The sequence below is a fragment of the Embleya sp. NPDC050493 genome (assembly GCF_044458105.1).
GTDB lineage: Bacteria > Actinomycetota > Actinomycetes > Streptomycetales > Streptomycetaceae > Embleya.
Genome location: NZ_JBITHP010000006.1, coordinates 146,142 through 162,652, shown reverse-complemented (window position 1 = coordinate 162,652; position 16,511 = coordinate 146,142). Strand labels below are relative to the sequence as shown.

The window sequence follows — 16,511 nt, the reverse complement described above, 5'->3', positions numbered from 1 at the left end:
GAGCGATCACCGCCGGAAGCGCGATGGCCCTCCGTCTAGGTAGCATCCGCCGAGTGCCGCCCGTTACCGACGGGCACGCCCCCCGACAAAGGTTCTCGATGAGTGACGATTCCCCCTCGCCGGCTTCGGCGGGGTTCGCGCCGAGGCAACAGCCGCGCCTGGCCAAGGGAGCTTCTCCCTGGCTCGTGCCGACGGCTGTGACCGGCGCGTTGACCGGCTTGGCCGCACTGCGCAACCGGCGCTGGGCCTTCGCGGCCGTGCCGACGCTGGCGCTGACCGGTGGCATGTTGTGGTTCTTCCGTGACCCGGAGCGCACCATCCCCGCCGACGGCGTGATCGCCTCGGCCGATGGCGTGGTCCAGAGCATCGACGCCTGGCCCGACGGCCGCACCAGGATCGCGACCTTCATGAGCCCGTTGAACGTGCACGTGAACCGTGCGCCGCTCGACGGCGTCGTGAAGTCCGTGGAGCACAAGGCCGGCGGATTCGTCCCGGCATTCAACAAGGAAAGCGAGCACAACGAACGCGTTGTGTGGATCTTCGACACCGCGATCGGCGATGTGGAACTCGTGCAGATCGCCGGCACCGTGGCGCGGCGCATCGTGCCGTATCTGGAGCCGGGTACCGAGGTCGCCTGTGGCGACCGGATCGGGCTGATCCGGTTCGGTTCACGCGTGGACGTGTACCTGCCGCCGGGCATCGAGCCCGCGGTGACCGTGGGACAACGGACAACGGCGGGAGAGACACGTCTTGACCGGGACTGATTACGACGATACGACCGACCTGGACGCCTCCGAACTGAACATTCTGGGCACCCCGGTCGAGGACGATCCGCAGGCGTGCCTGTCCGCGCGGATCTCGGTCGCGGACGTGCTCACGCTGGGCAACGCGGCGAGTGGCTTCATGGCGATCTACTTCCTCGCCTGTTCGGTCATGGCCTCGCGCGGTGGCGACGTGGGCGTCTCGGCCGAGCGCAGCCTGGCCGCGGCCGTGGTGCTGATGCTGGTCGGCGCGCTGTGCGACCTGTGTGACGGCATGGTGGCGCGCAAGCTGCGGATGTCCTCGCTGGGCGCGCAGCTGGACAACCTCGCGGACGTGATCACCTTCGGCGTCGCACCGGCGTTCTTCGTGGTCACCTGGGCGGCGGTACCGATGAACACCGGGCAGGCGCCCGCCGCCGTCCTGGTGGCGCTGTCGGTGCTGATCGGCGGCGTGTTGCGGCTGGCCAGATTCGCGACCACCCCGGGACGCCCGGGGGTGTTCCAGGGCATGCCGATCCCGATGGCCGCGATGACGGTCGTCTCGATCGTGCTGCTCGACCTGCCGTTCACGCCCGCGGCGGTGCTGATCGTGGCCGTGTCCGGACTGATGGTGAGCCGGATCGAATACCCGAAGCCGCAGGGCAACATGGCGATTTTGGTGATGGCCGGGATCGCCCTGAGCATGAGCTGCCTGATCGCCTGGGCCGCCGACGCACCGGGCAGCGAGTGGATGCTCAACATGGGCGCCACGACCCAGGTCACCCTGGCGCTGCTCGTGCCCGCGATGGCGATGGCCCGCAAGGGCGTCGAGCGCATCGGCCTGCGGATGATCCGCTAGCCGAGGCACACCCCGCGTCACCGAAACGCCGTCACCCACCGGGTGGCGGCGTTTCGCGTCGTTCGCGCGAGGCGGGCGGGCGCCGAGCATGCCCTCCCCCCGGGCGCAGCGGGCCCCGAGCAGCCCTCCCGGGGCCCCAGCGGCCCCGGGGGCGCCCTACCGCATCCGGTGCGCCAGCCCGGTGAACCGCTTGCCCGTCGAGGCGGTGCGCACCGCCTGGCCCAACGCGCGCCGCGAGCCGACCAGCACCACCAGGCGCTTCGCGCGCGTGATCGCCGTGTAGAGCAGATTGCGCTGGAGCATCATCCAGGCACCCATGGTGACCGGGACCACCACCGCCGGATACTCGCTGCCCTGCGAGCGGTGGATGGTGACCGCGTACGCATGCGAGAGCTCGTCGAGTTCGGCGAAGTCGTAGTCGACCTCCTCGTCCTCCTCGGTGCGCACGACCAGCTTCTGGTCCTCGGGAGACAGCGCGACCACCACACCGCCGGTGCCGTTGAAGACGCCGTTCGCGCCCTTGTCGTAGTTGTTGCGGATCTGGGTGACCTTGTCGCCGACCCGGAAGGTGCGCCCGCCGAAGCGCTTCTCCGGCAGGCCCTCGCGGCCGGGCGTGAGCGCCTGCTGGAGCAGCAGGTTGAGCGCGCCGGCGCCGGCCGGGCCGCGGTGCATCGGGGCCAGCACCTGGATGTCGCGGCGCGGGTCCAGGCCGAACTTGCGCGGGATGCGGCGGGCGACCACGTCGACGGTGAGCGTGGCCGCGTCCTCGGTCTCCTCGGCGGGGAAGAGGAAGAAGTCGGCCAGGCCGTCGGTGATCGGCGGACGGCCCGCGTTGATCCGGTGTGCGTTGGTGACCACTCCGGACTGCTGCGCCTGACGGAAGATCTGCGTCAGCCGTACCCGGGGCACCCGCTCGGCCGCGAGCAGGTCGCGCAGCACCTCGCCGGCGCCCACGCTGGGCAACTGGTCCACGTCGCCGACGAACAGCACGTGTGCGCCGGCGGGTATCGCCTTGATCAGCTTGTTGGCCAGCAGCAGGTCGAGCATCGATGCCTCGTCGACGACGACCAGGTCCGCGTCCAGCGGCCGGTCCTGGTCGTAGGCCGCGTTGCCGCCGGGCTGGAGCTGGAGCAGCCGGTGCACGGTGGCCGCCTCGCACCCGGTCAGCTCGGCCAGCCGCTTGGCCGCCCGGCCGGTGGGCGCGGCCAGGATCACCTTGGCCTCGCGGGCGCGGGCGAGTTCCACCACGGAGCGCACGGTGAAGCTCTTGCCGCAGCCGGGGCCGCCGGTGAGCACGGCGACCTTGGCGGTCAGCGCCAGTCGTACGGCCTGTTCCTGTTCGGGGGCCAGCGCGGTGCCGGTGCGGGCGCGCAGCCAGTCCAGGGCCCGGGCCCAGTCCAGTTCGGCGAACGCGGCCAGTCGGTCCTCCCGGGCGCCCAGCAGGGTGCGCACCCGGCCGGCGAGGGAGAGTTCGGCGCGATGGAAGGGCACCAGGTAGACGGCCTGGACGGGATCGCCCTGGGTGCCGGATACGGTGACCGGGCCGGGCAGTTCCTCACACACCACCCCCTCCTCGCCGACCAACTCGTTGAGGCAGCGCACCACCTGCACGGAGGGCACGTCCAGGATCTTGACCGCCTCGGCGACCAGGACGTCCGCGGGCAGGTAGCAGTGGCCGCTGTCGGTGCCCTCGGACAGCGTGTACTGCAGGCCCGCCTTGATCCGCTGCGGCGCGTCGTGCGGTATCCCCACGGCCTTGGCGATCGCGTCGGCGGTCTTGAAGCCGATCCCCCACACGTCGGCGGCCAGCCGGTACGGCTCGGTGCGCACCACGGTGATCGACGCGTCGCCGTACTCCTTGAAGATGCGCACCGCGGGCGACGTGGAGATGCCGATGCCCTGGAGGAAGACCATCACCTCCTTGATCGCCTTCTGTTCCTCCCACGCGGCGGCGATCAGCTTGGTGCGCTTGGGGCCCAGCCCCGGGACCTGGATGAGCTGAGTGGCGTCCTCGTCGATCACGTCCAGCGAGCGCACCCCGAAGTGCTCGACGATCCGGTCGGCGGTCTTGGGGCCGATGCCCTTGATCAGTCCCGAGCCGAGGTAGCGCCGGATGCCCTGCACGGTGGCCGGCAGCACGGTGCTGAACGACTCGACCTGGAACTGTTTGCCGAACTGCGGGTGGCTGCCCCAGCGACCGCGCATCCGGATCGACTCGCCGGGTTGGGCGCCCAGCAGCGCGCCGACCACGGTGAGCAGTTCGGTGCCGTGCCGGCCGGTGTCCACGCGGGCGACGGTCCAGCCGTTCTCGTCGTTCTGGTAGGTGATGCGCTCCAGGACGGCCTCGAGAACGGCGCCTGTCCCGCCCCCCGTTTCGGCGCCGGGCGGCATCCCCGGCAGCGTGCCTGTCATGCCGCCCGAGACTAGCCAACCGCAGTGACAGCAGAACTAGAACACGTTCTCTTTCTGCTCGTCGACACCATTGACTGTGTCACATATCGGCGGTACGTTCCGGGGACTCCATGCTCCGAGCCGCAGGTTCACCGCAGCTCAAAAACCGTGAGGACACACGCATGCCCGTCATCAACGAGCAGGTCGAGATCGCTGCCGCCCCCGAGGCCGTGTGGGCCAAGCTGACCGACTACAGCGTCTTCGGCGAGTGGATGGTCCCGCACGTCGAGTTCCCGGGCGGCGCGCCGGAGAAGCTCGAGGCCGGCGTGACCTACGACGAGAAGATGAAGCTGATGGGCTTCCCGGCGGACATCAAGTGGACGATCAAGGACGTCGAGGCGGGCAAGTCGCTGGCCCTCGACGGCAAGGGTCCGATGGGCGTCATCATGACCGAGGTCTTCATCGTCGAGGCCGCGGGCGCCGGTTCGGTGCTGCGGATCGAGTCCGAGGTCAAGGGCGGCGCGGTCCAGATGATGGCCGGCAAGGTCACCAAGGCCACCCAGGAGGCGCTGATCGAGTCGCTGGCCAAGTTCGCCGCGCTCGTCAAGTAACCCGCCCGGTCACCCGCACACCCGTCGCCGCCCACCCGGCGACACCCCCACGACGACCATCCACCCGGTGTATCCGCCCGGGCGGATGGTCGTCGTGCGTACCGGGTCCGCCCACCCGTCGCGCGCGCCTGGAACAATGGCGATCCATCGTCGAGCGCCGCGACCCCTCGGAGGGACCTGACGTGCCGTCAACTTCCGCCCACTTCCCGTGGGCCCTGCACCGGACCAGGCTCGACAACGGTCTGCGTGTGGTGGTCTGCCCGGACGCCACGGTGCCGCTCGCCGCGGTCAACCTCTGGTACGACGTGGGATCACGGCACGAGGTCGAGGGCAAGCACGGCTTCGCCCACCTCTTCGAGCACCTGATGTTCGAGGGCTCCGCGCACGTGGAGAAGGGCGGCCACTTCGCCGCGATCGAGGGGTGCGGCGGCGACGGCATCAACGCCTCGACCAGCCCGGACCGCACCAACTACTACCAGACGGTGCCCTCGGGACAGCTGGACCTCGCGCTGTGGCTGGAGGCCGACCGGATGGGCTCGCTCGCGCTGACCCAAGAGACCCTGGACAACCAGCGCGAGGTGGTCAAGAACGAGCGCCGGCAGCGCTACGACAACGTGCCCTACGGGACCTGGAGCGAGGAGATGATGGCCCTCGCCTACCCCGAGGGCCACCCCTACGCCACCTCCACGATCGGCTCGATGGCCGAGCTGGACGGCGCCGAACTCGCCGACTTCACCGCGTTCCACGAGACCTACTACGCGCCGGACAACGCGGTGCTCACGGTGGTCGGCGACGTGCGACCCGAGCAGGTGGTGGCGCTGGCCGAGAAGTACTTCGGCGGCATCGCCCCGCGCGGTTCCTTCCCGCAGCCCACCCCCGCGCCGCTGCCGCCGCGCTTCGGGGCCGGCCGGCATGTGACGGTGCACCGGGACGTGCCCGCGCCGCGCCTGTTCCTGTGCCACCGCGCGCCGCGCTTCGGCACCCCGGACGCGGCGGCCGCGAGCGTGTTGGCGACCGCCGTCGGCCGCGGTCGGGGCAGCCGGCTGTACCGGGAGTTGGTCACCGCACGCAATCTGGCCCAGGCCTCCGGCGCGTTCCTGTCCGCCTGGAACCACCTGCACTTCGAATCGGTCCTGATGGGCTCGTGCGCTCCCAGCGAGGGCGTCGAACCGGAGGAACTGCTCGACGCCTACGTCGGGGTCTGCGACGAGGTCGCGCGCGAGGGGGTGACCGAGGCCGAACTCGACCGGGTGCGGGCGGTGTTGTCCGGCGAATGGCTGCGCGAGGTGGCCACCGCCGCCGGCCGGGCCGACGCGATCGGCCGATTCACCACCCGCTTCGGCGACGCGGAGTCGATCCGCGGCCACCTCGACGAGTTGCTCGCGGTCACCGCCGAGGACGTGCACCGGGTCGCCCGCGACCTGCTGCACCCGGACAACCGGATCGTGCTGGAGTTCCGCCCGCAAGCCGCCGAGGCCGGCGCCGACATCGAGACCACCGAGCCGGAGGCCGCCGCATGAGCGAGCACATCGCGACCCGCCACACCCTGGTCGCCGAGCGACCCGCCGGCGCGGCGCCGCGCCCGTACCGCTTCCCCGAGGTCCGCCGGGTCACGGTGGACGGCGGCGAGGTGATCGGCGCACACGTGCCCGGACGCAGCCTGGCCTGGATCAAGTTGGTGATGGAAAGCGGCGCGCTGCACGAGCCGGTCGGCCTGGACGGCCTGGCCCGGATCACCTGCTCGCTGCTCGACGAGGGCAGCCTGGACCGCGACGCGGACGCCTTCGGCCTGGCCATCGAGGCGCTCGGCGCGAACTGGCGGCTCGCCTGCGGGTGGGAGACCCAGGAGGTCGGCCTCGACCTGCCCGCCGATCGACTCGGCGCGGGCCTGGACCTGGTCGCCGAGGCGGTCCGTCGGCCGGCCTTCGCCGACGTCGACGTCGAGCGCTTCCTCGCCGACCACGTGCGCTCGCTGAAGACCTCCTGGGCCCAGCCCGGCACCCGCGCCGGACTCGCCTTCCGGCGGGCCCTGTTCGGCCCGGACAGTCGGCTCGGCGGACTCCTCGGCGGCACCCCCGACACGGCGGTCGCCCTGGACGCCGACGCGATCCGCGGCTTCCACGCGGCGCGGATGACCGCGCCCGGCACCCTGGCTGTGGTCGGCGACCTGGACACGATCGACCTCGCCGCGCTGGGCCGGACCGTCTTCGCGGGCGCGACCGGCACCGCGACGCGGGCCGAGCTCACCGGAACCGCCGACACCCCCTCGACCGGGCGCGCGATCGTGGTGGACCGCCCCGGCGCCGTGCAGTCGGTGCTGCGGATCGGCCACACCGCGCCGCCGCGCTCGACCCCGGACCTGATCCCCATCGAACTGTTCGCCGACGTGCTCGGCGGCGCCTTCGGCTCCCGGCTCAACCACCTGCTGCGCGAGGTCAAGGGCTACACCTACGGCGCACACGCGAGCTTCGGCCACGGCCGCCGCTCCGGCTCGTTCACCGTCTCCGCGTCCGTGCACACCGAGGTGACGGCCGCCGCGGTCGTGGACACGATCGGCGAGATCCGCCGGATGCACGCCGACGGCGTCACGCCGGACGAACTCGCCGCCACACGCGCCCACTCGCTCGGCAGCATGCCGATCAACCTGCAAACCCCGGGCGGCATCGGCGGCCGACTGGTCGAGGCGATCGTGCACGGCCTGCCGGACGACCACGTCACCGCCGAATACGCGGAGATCCTGGCCACCGACCCGGAATCGGTCGACCACGCCGCACACACGCACCTGCGCCCGGACGAACTCGCCGTGATCGTGGAGGGCGACGCGTCCCGCATCGTGCCCGACCTGCGCGCAGCGGGCTTCGAGGTGGTGCCGTCCGAGCTCTGACCCCTTACTCGCCCGCCACGTAGACCTGCCGGTATCCGCTCCACACCGCCGGTCCCAAGTCCTGTGGCACATGCGGGGGGAGCGGCCACATCGGGCCGCTCACCTCGCACAGGACCACGTGCAGCCCCTCGCCCGCGTCGAACCAGCGCAGGCCCACCGCCCCGGGTGAGCGCAGCAGTTCGGCGACCGCCTCCTCGTGCAGCCAGCGTCCCATCGCCGCACCCGAGCCGTGCGCGGTCAGGTGCAGCAGCTTGTCGCCCGCCGGGAAGAGCCGACTCGCCGACACGTTGGGCCAGCGGCGGATCTCCCGGCAGTCCAGGCGCGAGGAGGTGACCGCGCCCATCAGTTCGGGCGGCAGCCGCGTGCCGGCGGTGTCGTGCAGCTCGCCGGCGGCGGCGAGCACCCCGACGTGCTTGAGGTCGTACACCGTCAGGTAGCGCGCCGCCGGCGGCCCGGCCTCGGCCTCACCGTTGCCGAACGCCCCGCACAGCACGAAGCGGCGGGCCCGCCGGAAACCGGGCATCCGCAACAGGTCGTCGTGGTGCCGGTCGCACCAGGGGGAAAAGGTGCCGTCGAGCGCCTCGGGCAGATCCGACCGCAGGTGCAGCAGGCCCGCACCGGTGGGAAACCCGTCCAGGTCCAGACGCGGTATCGCGGGTTGGTCGGACATCGTTTGCGCCTCCCCCGGGACCCTCACGCTTGGCTGTCCCTGGCGCAGGCGGGCACTGACGGAGGGTCAAAGCCTTGTTACCCACCGGTCGGGGAAAGCATGTCCTCTTTGCCGAACATCCGGGCCGCCTCGCGGGCGCTCGGCGTGCCCGCGTCGGGATCGGCGCCCGCGCCCACGAGCGCCGCCACGACCTCGCCCTCGCTCTTGAACACGGCGCCCGCCAGCGGAGTCTGCCCGCGGTCGTTCGCCCGGTCCGGGTCCGCGCCGCGGGTGAGCAACGCGCGGACCGCGTCGGCGTGTCCGTGGTAGGCGGCGAGCATCAGCAGGGTGTCGCCCCGGTCGTTGGCCAGGTTCACCGGCAGGCCCGCGTCCACGTAGCGGCCGAGCGTCTCGGCGTCGCCGGTGCGCGCGGCCTCGAACAGCCGCCCGGCCAGCTCCTGGATCGCCTGTTCGTCCTGTTCGGACCGGTGTTCCGGCTGCTGCTCGCTCATGGTCGACCTCCGAGAACACGACGACGTACGGCTGTGGCGGTCGAGCCGACACCGGACCCGACCGGATCCGAACCTATCGGGTGGCGCGCCGCCGCAACGGCGCCGCCGGCCGAGGCGCGCGTGTGAGAATCGGTGCGATCGTGGCCCCGGATCCCAAGGAGACGGCTCGTGCGCCATCCGCACCACCTCGACCTCGACGCCTACTTCGCCCGCACCGGCTGGTCGGGCGAGCGGGCACCCACCTGGGCGACACTGCGTTCGCTGCACCTGGCGCACGTGGTCGGCATCCCGTTCGAGAATGTCGAGGTCCTCCTCGGCGGGGTGCCCTCGCTGGAGCCGGCCGACCTGGAGGACAAGCTGGTCCGTCAGGGCCGGGGCGGTTACTGCTTCGAACACAACCTGCTCTTCGCCCGCGTGCTGGAGGAGTTGGGCTTCGGCGTCACCCGGCTGGCCGCCCGGGTGCGGATGGGCTCGGACGAGATCCGCCCGATGACCCACATGCTGCTCTCGGTCGAGGTGCCCGGCGAGGCGCACCCCTATATCGCGGATGTCGGCTTCGGCAGCGGCGGTCTGTTGGAGCCGCTGCCGCTGCTGCCGGGCGTGGCCAGTCCGCAGGGGGCGTGGCGCTACCGGCTGGTGCGCGAGCGGGACCTGTGGCTGCTGCAGACCGTGTACGGCGAGGACGGCTGGTTCACCGTGTACGCGTTCACCCTGGAGCGCCGGGAGTTGGTCGACTTCGAGGTGGCCAACTGGTACATCGCGACGCACCCGAGCTCGCCGTTCCGCAATACGCTGCGAGTCCAGTGCAGCGGTCTGCATCGGCGTGCGTACATCGACGACCGGCGGCTGACCGTGGTGCACAGCGACGGGTCCCGGGAGGAACGCGAGTTGGCGAACGATCACGAGGTGCTGCGGCTCCTGGTCCGCGACTTCGGGTTGCTGCTGCCCTGGGACACCGCCTTCCCCGCGCCGTCGGCGCCGTCCGAGCCATCCGCGCGCCGAGAAGGGCCCCGACACCCCGAATCCGCCGCGCGAACCGAGGAGAGCTGAGCCATGTCCTTCGACAAGCAGGTGCAGGTCACCGCCGAGCTGTACGACTACATCCTGGACCACTCGCTCGCGCCGGACGAGGTCCAGCGCGGGGTGATCGAACGCACCCGGGAGATGGGCCGGTTCGCCGGCTTGCAGGTACCGGCCGAGCAGGGCGCGCTGTTGACCCTGCTGGCGGGCGTGATCCGACCGAAGGTCGCGGTCGAGGTCGGCACGTTCACCGGCTACTCGGCGCTGTGCATCGCCAAGGGCCTGGCCGAGGGCGGCCGGCTGCTGTGTTGCGACGTGTCCGAGGAGTGGACCACGATCGCCCGCGAGGCGTGGCGCGAGGCGGGCGTGGAGGACCGGATCGATCTGCGCATCGCCCCGGCCCTGGAGACGCTGGACGCGCTGCCCTCGCACCCGCACATCGACCTGGCGTTCCTGGACGCGAACAAGGACGGCTACATCTCCTACTGGGAGGCGCTGGTTCCCCGGATGCGCCCGAACGGACTCCTGATCGTCGACAACGTGCTCTACGGCGGCCTGGTCCTCAAGCCGAGCGGCGACCCGACGCCGGAGGCGGTGGCCGCGTTCAACGCACACGTCAAGGCCGACCCGAGGGTCGAGCCGGTGATGCTTCCGGTCGCGGACGGGATCACCCTGGCCCGGGTGAAGGACCTGAACGAGCTGTGATCCGAGGGCCGGACGGGCCGTCGCCGGCCCGTCCGGTCTCTTCGACCCGGCCGGCGTTCGCGGCCCGTCCGGTGCGCGGGTGCCGTGCGTAAGCCGCCCGTTCAGCCGCGATCGACCAGGATCCGGCGCAACCGCTTCGCCTCGCCGACTGCTCGTGAACTCCCCTTCCGGTCGGCCAGCGCGTCCAGCCCCGGGATCGACCCGGCCCGCGCGCCGCCGCTCGCGGCGGTCTCCGCGGCCACCGCCAGGGCGTCCGCGAGGCCGGTCTGCTTCGTACCGGCGAGCAGATCGGGCAGGAAGCCGCTCAGCACGCCCCACACCGCCCGCCCCGCACCCGCCCGGGCCGCCTCCTGCAACGAGGTGACGACCCGGGTGGTCTTCAGGCCCCGGGTACGCACCGCCTCGCCGATGTCGCGGCCCAGCGCCGCGGTGTCCCACGCGTCGCCCCGCGCCGCCAGGGTCACCACCGCGTCCACCGCGGCGGCGCGATCCTCGGCCGTCCGCGCGCCGAGCGCGTAGGCCAGCGCGAGCGACATGCCCGGTCCGAGCGGGCCGTGCGCCTCGGCCAGCGCGGGCAGGATCTCCGCGCCTCGGCAGATCCCGTCGATCCCGTGTTGGGTACGGATCGCCACGTGCGCGGCGAGCGCGTCCCGGTCCCGGGGCAACACCAGCGGCCAGCAGTGCAGATCCGGCTCGGTGTTCTCGGACCGTCCGCCGCCGCGCGCGGCGGCCCCCGGGTCGGCCAGGTCGTACAGGACCAGCGCGCTCTCGGGCAGCAGCTCACGATCGCCGGGGGCGACCGAGGCCAGGGGGCCGTCGAAGTACACCCAGCCCCGGTCGCCGTAGGAGAACTCGCGGTGGATCCGGTCGAAACGCCGCCGCCCGACGACCGCGGCCGGCGGCCCGCCGGCGGCCAGCACCGCGGCCACCCGCAGCCCGGCGGGCGAGGTGAGCCGGCCGGCCCGGGCGACCACGGCGGGGTCGACGTCGGCGGGCAGCCGCAGCAGCGCCTGGTCGACGTCCCGACGCCAGGGGGTGTGTCCGGAGGCCTCCCACTGTTCCAGGCCCGCCACGAGGGCCTGGGGGTCCACGAAACCGGTCGCGTCGGCGATCTCGGCCAGGTGCGGGCCGCTGCGCGGCAGACGCAGCCGGGTGCCCACCTCGTACAGGCGGGCGAGCAGGAAGCGCTGGGTGGGTTCGAGTCGCTCGACGTCGACCTTGGCGCCGGGGATCAGTTGGTGATCGGAGACCTCGGTGCCCTTGCCGAACAGGCTGCGGAACCAGCCCGATCGGGAGCCGCCGTAGCCGGTGGCGGCGGCCACCATCGCGCCGACCGCGCCCTGCACCTGATGGATGAACCACTGCTGTTCGATGATGTGCGCGTGCCGTTCGGTGAGCGGCAGCAGCGCGGAGTGCAACGCCTCGCGGTCGCGGGCGTGTTCACGCAGCATCGCGGAGACGATCCGCTCCACCGCGAGCGGGTCGGTGGCCCGGCCGCGCGTGCTCACCCACGGATTGGGGGTGCCGGCGAACAACACCGCGAGTTCCTCGACCAGTTCGTCGAGCGAGTCGATCGGCGGCGGCAGCTCGCGCACCGGCGGCGGCGCGAGCGGCGGCGCCGAATCCGGCTCGGCGGCCACGCTCTCGCCGAGCAGGGCCGCCGCCTCTTGGCGCAACGCCTCGCCCAGTAGCGGCAGTTGTCCGCGCACCTCGTCGAACACGAGGGCGGCCTGGTCCGGGGCCAATCTGCCGACCTGCTTGGCGATCAGGGTGAGTGCGCGCTCCTGGAGGTCGACCGCGGCCGATCCGAACGCGGTGCAGGCACAGGCGAGCAGGGTGCCCGCGTGCTCCGGGTGGCGCTTGATCGCCTGGCCGAGCCAGACGAGTTGGCTGCGGACCAGCTTCTTCTCGCTCCGGAACAGCACCGACCGGCTCGCCTCGGCAAGGCGTTCCGGGTCCAGCCGGCCCGCGGCGTCCAGCCGGCGCAGCACCTCCTGGGCGGTCCCGGCCACCGGTGACGGTGCGTCCGGGAGCAGCCGCAGGTAGGAGTCCACGCGGGCGGCGAGTTCGTCGTCGGTGGGCGCCATCGCATCGTGCATGCGGACGAACGCACGCAGCGCGTTCGGGCGTTCGCCGCGCAGCAGGCGGGAGAGACAGCCGTCCAGGACGGTGTCCCGCTCGATCACCTTCGCGTCGGCGAGTTCGGCCAGCGCGACGCCCCAGCCGGGCTGCCCGGCCTGCCTCCAGGACTCGTGGTTCTCCAGGTGTGCGCCGACCCCGGGAACCTCGAACAGCGCGGGCAGCAGGTCGGTGAAGTAGCGGTCCTCGCGCAGTCGTTCGGTGAGGGTGCGGCCGTTGCCCTCCTGCCCCGCCTTCGCCACCCAGCGGACCACGAAGCCGGCCGTGGTCGGCGTGGCCAGATCGCTGCCGCGTACCAGGGCGTCCACCACGTCCCAGTGGTTGCCCCACGTGTCCACGGGCATCTTCGCGGCGAGCCGCTGCACGATGTCCGGAATCCAGGCCGGGTTGCGTTCGGCGAGCAGCGTGTGCACGGCCCGTTCGGCACCGCGGTCGGTGGTGGTCCAACTCATGTCCTCGCGGGAGAGCCACTGGGCGATCCCGGCGGGTCCGCCCAGGCAGGCCACCCCGACGTAGCGCAGCGGGCGCATGCCGCGCGAGGTCTCCCGGAACGAGCGGACCGCCTCCTTGTAGTCCGGCAGCAGCTTGCGGCGTTCGGCCTCGGTGCGTCCGGCGAACAGGGCGACGATCGGCGCCGGGTTCTCGCCCGCCCGGTCCTGTTCGAGCAGTGCCACTCGCACCTGTGCCCAGGTGAGCGGTGCCCGGGCCGGCGTTTCGGTTCCGGCGGGAGCTTCGCTCCCGGTCGTCATCGGTTCGGTCCCGGTCATCGGTTCGCCTCCTGCGCTGCGGGGGCCGTCGCGGTCGGGTCGTCGGCGGCCCGCCCGCGCACGATCTGCGTGGCGAGCAGATGCTTGCAGGGCCCGCGCCCGCCGCGGTACTCGGCCCACCACTGGCACGTGCAACTGCCCGCCCCGGCCAGTCGCAGGCCGTAGGTGTGGTCGCCGCTGCGCACGCTCGCGGTCTCGCCGGTCCCGGTCAGTGTCACGGCGCCGGCGGCCACCAGGGCGTGGGCGTCCCGCAGGCGCGGGTTCATCCGCTCCACGCTGCCGGTGTCATAGGGGAGCTCGCGGTGGTAGTAGGCCGCCTCGGCGACGTCGTAGCCGATTCGGCCCCCGGTACCCAGCCGGACCAGTGCGGCCCGCACCCGGTCGGCGGCGAGCCCGGAGCGGGCGGCCAACTCGCCCACCTCGACCCGGGGTTCCCAGGCCAGCAGAGCCGAGATCAGGTCGGCGTCCGCGGCGCCGGAGTCGGCGGCCAGGCCGGTGAGCACCGCGCCCTCGCCGGAGAAGCCCCGCGCCGGGTCCGGCGAGAGGGTCAAGGTCAGCCGCATGCCCGGTAGTTCGATCTCCCACGCGGAGGACACCGCGGTGTCGCGCGCGTGCACGGCGGGTCCGTACACGCGCAGCGCGAGGGCGTGGCGCAGCAGCCGGGTCAGCGCCTGGAGCCGGTCCGGCCCGGGCAGGCACACCGCGCCGGGCTGCGGGCGGGCGGTCAACCGCAGCGAGCGCCCGGCCGGGACCGCCCACAGCGGCTGCCTGGCGCCGCGTGGCAGCGCGCGCAGGAAGCGCACCGCCTCGCCCGCCGCAAGCTCGGCGCGCAGGTCGAACCCGGCCGAGATCACCTGGACTTCGGCGAATCCGCGCAACCAGCGCTCGGGCAGCGGGACCTTCTTCTCCACGACCGGTCCGTCGAACGTGGTGACGGTGACGTCGTCGGGCCCGACCGCCAGGTGCAGCGGATCGGCGCCGCCGACCTTCGCCAGCGCCTCGCGCAGCGGCGCGTTGACGTCCACGTTGGTGGTGCCGGTGCCGAACATCTCGCCGTCGATGCCGGCGGGCAGGACGTCCAGCCGGGCATGCACGCCGCAACAGGCGGAGAAGGACTCGAAGCGCAGGCGATCGCCGTTGCCGGTGACCACCGGGTCGAGCAGGCCCGGCCGCATCGGCTGGTGGTAGCGGGCCGCCGCGACGTCGGCGACCGCGAGCAGCCCGCCCGCGGCTGCCTCCGGGGCGGTCAGGAAGCCGTCGAAGAAGCGCGGGAAGGGGCTCAGGCCGTGCGAACTCAGGCCGCCGCAGGTCTGCAGGCCGAGCGAGCGTTCGCCGTCGGTGGCGGCCAGGGTGGACGACCGCAGGTAAGTAAAGGAGTGCACCGGGGAGGACATGCGGAAAACGTAGACACCCCGTCCGACAGCGGAGTCGGCCCGGGACCGCGCCTGTTCGGCCGATCGCCCGTCCGGACCGGGACGCGTGCGGAGGGCCCGCGCCGCCGACTCCGGGGCGCGGGGCGTCCGTCCGTCCGGCCGGTCCGGGTTCCGGCGCTCCCCGGGTCACCCGCGCGGCGGTGGATGCGACACGAGTCACGAGGTGCGCGCGTAGCGTGCCCGTCGGCTCGTTCGTTCGTCGGAAACATCCGGATTACCCGATAGTAGAGGGGGATTCGGCGTGCCGCGGCATCGATTAGGTGGTATCACCTGTGCGAGCATGGGCGGCTGGGGCCCGGGGCCCGAACACGAGCGGCGAAACTGCGGCACGTGGACGACTCGGGTGGGTGGTGGCACATCGTCAAGAGAGTGCTGTTGTAACCATGATCCGAGGACGCGTGGCAACGCGCCGGCATACTATGCGCTGGTCCATTCAGCCGGAGGTAGCAGATGCCCGCAACGCAGCCGGGGAGCGGCTCGACGGTTCGCCGTATTCTCCTCGGTTCCCAGCTTCGCCGTCTGCGCGAAGCGAAGGGCATTTCGCGGGAGGAGGCCGGATACGAGATCCGCGCCTCCGAATCGAAGATCAGTCGAATGGAACTGGGGCGCGTCAGCTTCAAGGAGCGCGACGTGGCTGATCTCCTCACGATGTACGGCGTCGGCGACGAGACCGAGCGGGCGGCGCTCCTGGGCCTCGCGGCGGAGGCGAACGCCCAGGGCTGGTGGCACAACTACAACGACATCCTGCCGAGTTGGTTCCAGGTCTACGTGGGCCTGGAGGAGGCCGCCTCGGTGATCCGCACCTACGAGGTGCAGTTCGTGCCCGGCCTGCTCCAGACGCCGGAGTACGCGCGGGCCGTGGTGATCGCCGGTCAGCCCTCCGCGTCGGCGGCCGAGGTCGACCGCCGGGTGGGCCTGCGCATGCAGCGGCAGTCGATCCTGTACCGCGACAAGCCGCCCAGGTTGTGGGTCGTGCTGGACGAGGCGGCGCTGCGGCGGCCGATCGGCGGTCGGGACGTGATGCGCGATCAGGTCCGGCACCTGATCGAGATGGCCGCCCTGCCGAACGTCACGATCCAGATCATGCCGTTCCGATTCGGTGCGCACGCGGCCGAGGGCGGCCCGTTCCTGCTGTTGCGGTTCCCGGAGAGCGACCTGCCGGACGTGGTCTACCTGGAGCAGCTCACGAGCGCGCTCTATCTGGACAAGCGCGACGAGGTCGACGCGTACACCGAGGTCATGGACCGGTTGAGCGTGGACGGCATGCCGCCGGACAAGAGTGTGGATCTGCTTCAGCGGATCCTGAAGGAGAACTGACCCGGGTCGACGTGTGGACCCACCCGGGCGGAGCGTCCCGGGCGGGCTTTCACGCGAGCAGGTTGTCGAAGTCCCCGTCCTTGACCCCGAGGATGAGCGCCTCGATCTCGGCGCGCGTATAGATCAACGCCGGCCCGTCGGGGTGGCGCGAATTGCGGACCGCGACGTCGCCGTCCGGCAACGCCGCCATTTCGACGCAATTGCCTTGCGAGTTGCTACGGCGACTCTTCTGCCAGGTGACCCCGTCGAGCGCGGTCGCCGATACCCCGTTGTGCGTTGCCTGCATGACGCTTCTCCTGGACCTCTCGCCGAGCGACCCGACGGCGGTCGCCCGCCCCCCGGTTGCGGCACGTGTCGTTCCTTCGTCCCGGTCCGTCGCAATTTCTTCCAGAACCGGTCCGACTTACGCATGCACGTGCATCTGACCATGCATATGCAGCGTACAACGGTGATGATAGCGCAGCCCGACTTCACTCACACGGGA

The 16,511-nt window shown here is 72.0% G+C and carries 14 protein-coding genes; 8 read left to right on the top strand and 6 right to left on the bottom strand.

The window, feature by feature from the left end; genetic code table 11:
• Positions 1-98: 98 nt before the first annotated feature.
• Both ACIBM5_RS14890 and pssA read left to right on the top strand, forming a co-directional pair.
• Entirely contained in the window at positions 99-764 is a 666-nt protein-coding gene (locus ACIBM5_RS14890; RefSeq protein ID WP_391587052.1) for a phosphatidylserine decarboxylase, read from the top strand.
• Positions 751-1,599: a CDP-diacylglycerol--serine O-phosphatidyltransferase gene (gene pssA, locus ACIBM5_RS14885; RefSeq protein WP_396007216.1), complete on the top strand. Its 849-nt coding sequence runs from the start codon at positions 751-753 to the stop codon at positions 1,597-1,599. The genes ACIBM5_RS14890 and pssA overlap by 14 nt, the downstream gene beginning before the upstream one ends.
• A gap of 156 nt (positions 1,600-1,755) precedes the next feature.
• Here the strand turns inward: pssA and ACIBM5_RS14880 are convergent, their stop codons facing one another.
• Positions 1,756-4,011: an ATP-dependent RecD-like DNA helicase gene (locus ACIBM5_RS14880; RefSeq protein ID WP_396007215.1), complete on the bottom strand. Its 2,256-nt coding sequence runs from the start codon at positions 4,009-4,011 to the stop codon at positions 1,756-1,758.
• A 161-nt stretch (positions 4,012-4,172) separates the two neighbouring features.
• On the opposite strand from ACIBM5_RS14880, the gene ACIBM5_RS14875 reads away from it, so the two are divergent.
• From ACIBM5_RS14875 to ACIBM5_RS14865, 3 genes are all read left to right on the top strand, one after another.
• Entirely contained in the window at positions 4,173-4,601 is a 429-nt protein-coding gene (locus ACIBM5_RS14875) for an SRPBCC family protein (RefSeq protein ID WP_391587049.1), read from the top strand.
• A gap of 182 nt (positions 4,602-4,783) precedes the next feature.
• Positions 4,784-6,121: a M16 family metallopeptidase gene (locus ACIBM5_RS14870; protein WP_396007214.1), complete on the top strand. Its 1,338-nt coding sequence runs from the start codon at positions 4,784-4,786 to the stop codon at positions 6,119-6,121.
• Positions 6,118-7,485, top strand: coding sequence for a M16 family metallopeptidase (locus ACIBM5_RS14865; RefSeq protein ID WP_396007213.1), 1,368 nt, complete (start codon positions 6,118-6,120; stop codon positions 7,483-7,485). Before ACIBM5_RS14870 ends, ACIBM5_RS14865 begins: the two co-directional genes overlap by 4 nt.
• Positions 7,486-7,489: 4 nt before the next feature.
• Here the strand turns inward: ACIBM5_RS14865 and ACIBM5_RS14860 are convergent, their stop codons facing one another.
• Both ACIBM5_RS14860 and ACIBM5_RS14855 read right to left on the bottom strand, forming a co-directional pair.
• Positions 7,490-8,155, bottom strand: a complete 666-nt coding sequence (locus ACIBM5_RS14860; protein ID WP_391587046.1) for a hypothetical protein — start codon at positions 8,153-8,155, stop codon at positions 7,490-7,492.
• A 77-nt stretch (positions 8,156-8,232) separates the two neighbouring features.
• On the bottom strand, positions 8,233-8,646 hold the full coding sequence (locus ACIBM5_RS14855) for an ankyrin repeat domain-containing protein (RefSeq protein WP_396007212.1): 414 nt from the start codon (positions 8,644-8,646) through the stop codon (positions 8,233-8,235).
• A gap of 168 nt (positions 8,647-8,814) precedes the next feature.
• Between ACIBM5_RS14855 and ACIBM5_RS14850 the strand changes: the two genes are divergently transcribed.
• Together ACIBM5_RS14850 and ACIBM5_RS14845 are read left to right on the top strand one after the other, a co-directional pair.
• The gene (locus ACIBM5_RS14850; RefSeq protein WP_396007211.1) at positions 8,815-9,696 is read left to right on the top strand and encodes an arylamine N-acetyltransferase; all 882 of its coding nucleotides are present in this window, start codon (positions 8,815-8,817) and stop codon (positions 9,694-9,696) included.
• Between the two features lie 3 nt (positions 9,697-9,699).
• Complete coding sequence (locus ACIBM5_RS14845) at positions 9,700-10,371, top strand: O-methyltransferase (RefSeq protein WP_396007210.1); 672 nt, start codon at positions 9,700-9,702, stop codon at positions 10,369-10,371.
• Between the two features lie 101 nt (positions 10,372-10,472).
• Here the strand turns inward: ACIBM5_RS14845 and ACIBM5_RS14840 are convergent, their stop codons facing one another.
• Positions 10,473-13,277 (bottom strand): DUF6493 family protein, encoded by a 2,805-nt coding sequence (locus ACIBM5_RS14840; RefSeq protein WP_396007209.1) that lies wholly within the window; start codon positions 13,275-13,277, stop codon positions 10,473-10,475.
• Complete coding sequence (locus ACIBM5_RS14835) at positions 13,274-14,671, bottom strand: SWIM zinc finger family protein (RefSeq protein WP_396007208.1); 1,398 nt, start codon at positions 14,669-14,671, stop codon at positions 13,274-13,276. The genes ACIBM5_RS14840 and ACIBM5_RS14835 overlap by 4 nt, the downstream gene beginning before the upstream one ends.
• 489 nt (positions 14,672-15,160) lie before the next feature.
• On the opposite strand from ACIBM5_RS14835, the gene ACIBM5_RS14830 reads away from it, so the two are divergent.
• Positions 15,161-16,027 (top strand): helix-turn-helix transcriptional regulator, encoded by an 867-nt coding sequence (locus tag ACIBM5_RS14830; RefSeq protein ID WP_026219056.1) that lies wholly within the window; start codon positions 15,161-15,163, stop codon positions 16,025-16,027.
• 49 nt (positions 16,028-16,076) lie between these two features.
• Here the strand turns inward: ACIBM5_RS14830 and ACIBM5_RS14825 are convergent, their stop codons facing one another.
• Positions 16,077-16,313, bottom strand: coding sequence for a DUF397 domain-containing protein (locus ACIBM5_RS14825; RefSeq protein ID WP_020554482.1), 237 nt, complete (start codon positions 16,311-16,313; stop codon positions 16,077-16,079).
• Positions 16,314-16,511: the final 198 nt, after the last annotated feature.